The following is a 4576-nucleotide window of genomic DNA, read 5'->3' on the forward strand; positions in this document are numbered from 1 at the left end:
ATGTAAAAGGACAATATTTTTAATTTGTGGATTGATTGCATTTAAGACATCCTCGATAATATCTATCGTAGCTATTTTAATTTTGACTGGATTATAATAGTTTCCCATTCAGTGAGTTCCCTTCTTTTTTGGTTTTCATTTGCTTACAAATGCAATATTAATCCGTTTTTTGCTGTTTTACAATGGGTTTTACTCTTTAATTACATAACATTTACACTTTTTTCATAAAGAATATATACTTTTAACTTTACAAAATGCTTTTCTATGCATTATTTTGCTTTTTTTTTGATTTGTGCTATTATTTTTATACTTGTTATATAAAAGAATAGGGGGAGTACTTCGTGATGTTACAAGAACAAAGACATCAAATGATTGAATCCTTTTTAAAACAGCAAAAAGCTGCAAAAGCTTCTGAGCTTGCTACTTTATTGGATGTCTCAATCGATACTGTAAGAAGAGATTTAGAGGTTCTTGAGAATAAGGGAAACGTGAAACGTGTTCACGGCGGGGCTGTTTTAATCCAAAATACTGATAATGTAGTAAATAAGCTTTTTAATGAAAGAGAAGTCAAAAATCTAGAAAAAAAACAAGAAGTTGCCTCATTAGCAATTGAATTAATTGAAGAGGGGCAAGCGATTGCTCTAAACGGCGGGACTACGACGATCGAAGTTGCAAAAGCCATTGTTGAAAGGTTTAAGAGGTTAACCATTATTACAAACGATCTTCGTATTTTATCGATTCTTGGAACGAATAGACATTTCAATGTCATCCTCACCGGCGGCTTTTATAATCCAGAGGAATATACTTTATATGGGAAACAATGTGAAGAAATCTTGTCTAATTTCAATATTGATATTGCTTTTATCACGGTGAATGCATTATCGCTTGAACACGGTTTAACGGATTTTAGAATGCATGAAGTAGGCGTTATTCAAACCATTATGTCACGGACAAAATATAAAGTAGTCGTTGCTGATTCATCAAAGTTTGAGACGTCTTCTTACATCAATATTTGTCCACTAAAGGATATTGACCTGCTCGTTACTGATAGTTCATTATCATCTAACATGGTAGAGGAATATAGCAAACAGGGTATTCGTATTCATTCTCCACACTAATTCACAATGTGTTAGAACACTAATTTCATTTTGCAAAAGGAATTGTTATTAGCATCAATATAAAGAGCACAAAAGGTMATATCTAKTATTGATATTTGTTCAACAGTCTGGCCCGCTTGTTGAACACAAGTTAAACAATACTCTTCAACTAACCTTCTGCTTTAGTTGAAGAAGAAAAAAGAGTTGTTTTACAACCATTGTTTTGAGCTAAAGCATCCGTTAGTTTATGTGCAATGCTTCACAATCAAACATATAAAGTTTCATAATCGCCCCCTATATTCTATTAGCATAAACAATCATTGTTAAAGGTATTGTAGTAACCATAATGCAGAATAAAACAATCAAAACTTGTGTAGCTGTTAATACAAATGGTCCAAAGGAACCTGTCAGTAAAATTAATACAACTAAACTGCTGCGTTAGTTGAATAAGAAAAATGCTTCACTCCTTATTGAAGTAAAGCACCCGTTAGTTGAATAAGAAATATGCTATTATGCAGGTCTTCTACACGCATATTTTTCGTTGTAATCATACTTTCGTACATCGTATTTTTGCATTACCCAACCTTCAGTTTCCCAATCTTGTCTTAATGTAACGGTAAAGATATCTTTAAAATTGTGTGGACCAGTGAAAGTAACAAACTCCAGCTTAGCTTCAAACATCCAAGAACCAGGATGTTCCAATTTCTTTATTTCAATAACCCTTTCACAAAACGTCCCTATGGCAAAAGTAGTTCCATAATGGTCTTCAATCGCTTTGCTTAATTGYGGCTGTAATAGATCAATTACGGCATCTTCTAACACATTCTCTCGTGTAGGTTGTGTTATTGGACGATTTGCGTACGTTATTARTGATGTAGTCAWAACWATACCAAMGATWAAAATWATAAWWATTWTTTTCATWTMAWCACCTACTCAACTTAYTTTGTAGGTATTTTATCCRTTGATATCAAATATATTCTTATTGAAGTAAAGCACCCGTTAGTACAATAACTTCCAAATAGTTTCGGCTGAATTAGTTAGTATAGGAAGAAAAATTGTTCATCATCAGAATTATATGGTAAAAACTTTATCTGCTTTACAACATACTCTTTTCCATCCCAATCGTACGCAAGTTTGAGCAAACCAATTAATCCTCCGGAGAAACTATCTTGTGATATATAAACAGGCACTTTTCCAAACAGTTGTCCATTTTCAACAGAGTAGTTTATCCCCTGGAAACTGATGCTAAATGGTTCGCGTGGGTTCCTGTAATTGTATTTGGAGATATCGTTGGTGTACTTCTCGCCGTCTACATGAATCTTCACGATATTGCCCTGTTTCTCTAGTGTCACTATAGAATTAATTGTTGTTTTTGTCTTTTCAATAGACTCGATAAGGGCTTCTTCATACTCTTCTCGCTCTTTGATAAAATTCAAAATATGAATGTCCTTTCGAGGATTCCCCCTACCAGCCTTATCATTATTAAGAACAATGATAATGTCACCATAGGTGTCGCCATTCACATCATTGTAAAATAGATCAGGCGGATACTTTCCGTGATACCAATTAGGGAAGCGATACAACGCTTCTTGTGTACTATCACCAACTTGAATAACAAAGTTCTCATAGTCCATCCAAGTTATTTTATCTGCCATTAAGTAAATCATTTGATGCCTATTTTCTGAAGGGACACTTAGTAAAACTATTCGTTCTCGTTTCTCTTCAGCAATGACTTTCTCAGATTCTTCTGTAACTTTGTTCGACATCAATCCCGTAGAAAATAACATTAATACTAAAACGAATGAAACCAACATAAAGAAAATTTGTTTGGTTTTCATATTTTTAATTACCACCTTATTTTATCAATTAAGGTAGTTTGCCCAGTTCAATAAAGTTATATGTAGTCTACCTAAGCAGCCCAATGTACTTAAACTAAAGCMCCCGTTAGTTKAATAAGAAATCTCTTTCTACTTTTGCAAAATCAGTCCATAATTCATTTTCATTTACCTTGTTTTTTTTCTTTTTTTAATCTTTTTACCATTAACTCTAATGCTTCTTTTAGGTTATCAATAAGATAAATTCTAATACTTTTGCATTAATACCTTCCCATCTTGACCGTGGCATCCCAACATCTATTGTAATATATCGATACTTTTTGCTAAGTCGTAATTTCTCACAACCTTCAAATCCCCAGTACGCCAAGTCACCATCTACACGTAGAATTGGTGCAATTTCATCTATCTCTTCGCAATAAATTTTGTCGCAAAACCTATAGTTTAATTTCCTTAATTCATAAAGGTGAGGTGAAATGGCTTTACCTGCATTTACATCTCCTATGTCAGCTCCAAAGGTTATATAGTATTTAGCGTTATTTTCCATCAGTTCACCTTCATTCTTAAACTTCTTATTACCATAACAGCTTGTTCTCTTATTAAACTAACCTGCCCCTTTAGCTGAATTACAAGCTAATATTCATTAATGGGTTCTGCTACAAACACAAAATCAAAATCTTCCTTTTTCACAAAAAAACTTGAGTTAGTATTTAACCCTGTTTTTACACAGACTAAATCTACTTCAAGAAAGTTGAAACTTACATGTTGGGCATCTTGAATATCAAATCCGCCAGTTAAAAAATGAATTCCATCTCCAAACGATATAAAGATAAGCACCTTTTCAATATTAATTTCCATATCTAACCATTCATCGTTAATTAGAGCTCGATAAATTGTAATCTTAGGAATACATTCTATATGGTTTATTCCCTTGTAGCAGTTCAATGTGAGGTTGTAAGTGTGGGTTTCATTACGTTTTATATTAATGCCATATTTAAAAGTAAAGGTATTATAAACCATTTCATAAAATAGTGGTTCTACTATGTCATCCCACGCATCATATGCAAAAGCGTGAATGGGTATTAAATGTGGATATAAACTAACAATTGCTTTTTGGAAATTTAATAAGATTTCAGTATCAGTAATTTTGCTGAGGGCTTCGTCTATTTCATGGTCGTTTTCTTTAATGGTTCTTTTATCTATCATGTAAATTTGCTCCTCATTCTTGTATATATGCATACTATTCTATCTGTTATATCACTTTTCCTTCTTCCGCTAAACTGCCCCGTTAGTTCAATAAGAAAAAAGGCTTCACTCCTTATTGAAGTAAAGCACCCGTTAGTTAAATTAGAAATTATTTAATGCGATTCCGCCACAAATAACAGATAAGATTAACCAGAATTTATAATTACTTTTTTTCAAAATGTACTCTTCAATACTAAATAATAAAAGGAATACTCCTATAACCATATATATAATTCTGTAATTAGGATTGGTGTAACCAAAATTATAATAAATCACTAATGCTACTAAAATAAATTGTATAAATGCAATCGCTTTAATTCTTCCGTCAATAAATTGTTTTCTCAAAAATGAACGCATTGTGTTATCCCCTCAAGTAAAAACCTTCGATGAGTGTATTATCAT

6 protein-coding genes are annotated in these 4576 nt (G+C 32.5%); 1 reads left to right on the top strand and 5 read right to left on the bottom strand.

All coding sequences use genetic code 11. The features are described from left to right. The first annotated feature begins 344 nt into the window (after window positions 1-344). A complete protein-coding gene (locus tag AC1DSL_RS16025; RefSeq protein WP_477532954.1) occupies window positions 345-1118 on the top strand; it encodes a DeoR/GlpR family DNA-binding transcription regulator in 774 nt (257 codons plus the stop codon). A gap of 489 nt (window positions 1119-1607) precedes the next feature. Here the strand turns inward: AC1DSL_RS16025 and AC1DSL_RS16030 are convergent, their stop codons facing one another. The 5 genes from AC1DSL_RS16030 to AC1DSL_RS16050 form a co-directional block, all read right to left on the bottom strand. Beyond that, entirely contained in the window at window positions 1608-1919 is a 312-nt protein-coding gene (locus AC1DSL_RS16030) for a DUF3888 domain-containing protein (protein WP_477532949.1), read from the bottom strand. A 215-nt stretch (window positions 1920-2134) separates the two neighbouring features. Next, on the bottom strand, window positions 2135-2935 hold the full coding sequence (locus AC1DSL_RS16035) for a hypothetical protein (protein WP_477532950.1): 801 nt from the start codon (window positions 2933-2935) through the stop codon (window positions 2135-2137). A 220-nt stretch (window positions 2936-3155) separates the two neighbouring features. Then, the gene (locus tag AC1DSL_RS16040; RefSeq protein WP_477532951.1) at window positions 3156-3476 is read right to left on the bottom strand and encodes a hypothetical protein; all 321 of its coding nucleotides are present in this window, start codon (window positions 3474-3476) and stop codon (window positions 3156-3158) included. Between the two features lie 86 nt (window positions 3477-3562). Continuing rightward, window positions 3563-4135: a hypothetical protein gene (locus tag AC1DSL_RS16045; RefSeq protein ID WP_477532952.1), complete on the bottom strand. Its 573-nt coding sequence runs from the start codon at window positions 4133-4135 to the stop codon at window positions 3563-3565. A 141-nt stretch (window positions 4136-4276) separates the two neighbouring features. Then, the gene (locus AC1DSL_RS16050; protein WP_477532953.1) at window positions 4277-4531 is read right to left on the bottom strand and encodes a hypothetical protein; all 255 of its coding nucleotides are present in this window, start codon (window positions 4529-4531) and stop codon (window positions 4277-4279) included. Window positions 4532-4576 lie beyond the last annotated feature (45 nt).

This window comes from Paenisporosarcina sp. P4_D4 (assembly GCF_056401835.1).

Excerpts from the sequence above, each read along its gene's own strand:
- AC1DSL_RS16040 (WP_477532951.1), bottom strand. The coding sequence starts at position 3,476 with ATGGAAAATAACGCTAAATACTATATAACCTTTGGAGCTGACATAGGA.
- AC1DSL_RS16025 (WP_477532954.1), top strand. The coding sequence starts at position 345 with ATGTTACAAGAACAAAGACATCAAATGATTGAATCCTTTTTAAAACAG.
- AC1DSL_RS16035 (WP_477532950.1), bottom strand. The coding sequence starts at position 2,935 with ATGAAAACCAAACAAATTTTCTTTATGTTGGTTTCATTCGTTTTAGTA.
- AC1DSL_RS16045 (WP_477532952.1), bottom strand. The coding sequence starts at position 4,135 with ATGATAGATAAAAGAACCATTAAAGAAAACGACCATGAAATAGACGAA.
- AC1DSL_RS16050 (WP_477532953.1), bottom strand. The coding sequence starts at position 4,531 with ATGCGTTCATTTTTGAGAAAACAATTTATTGACGGAAGAATTAAAGCG.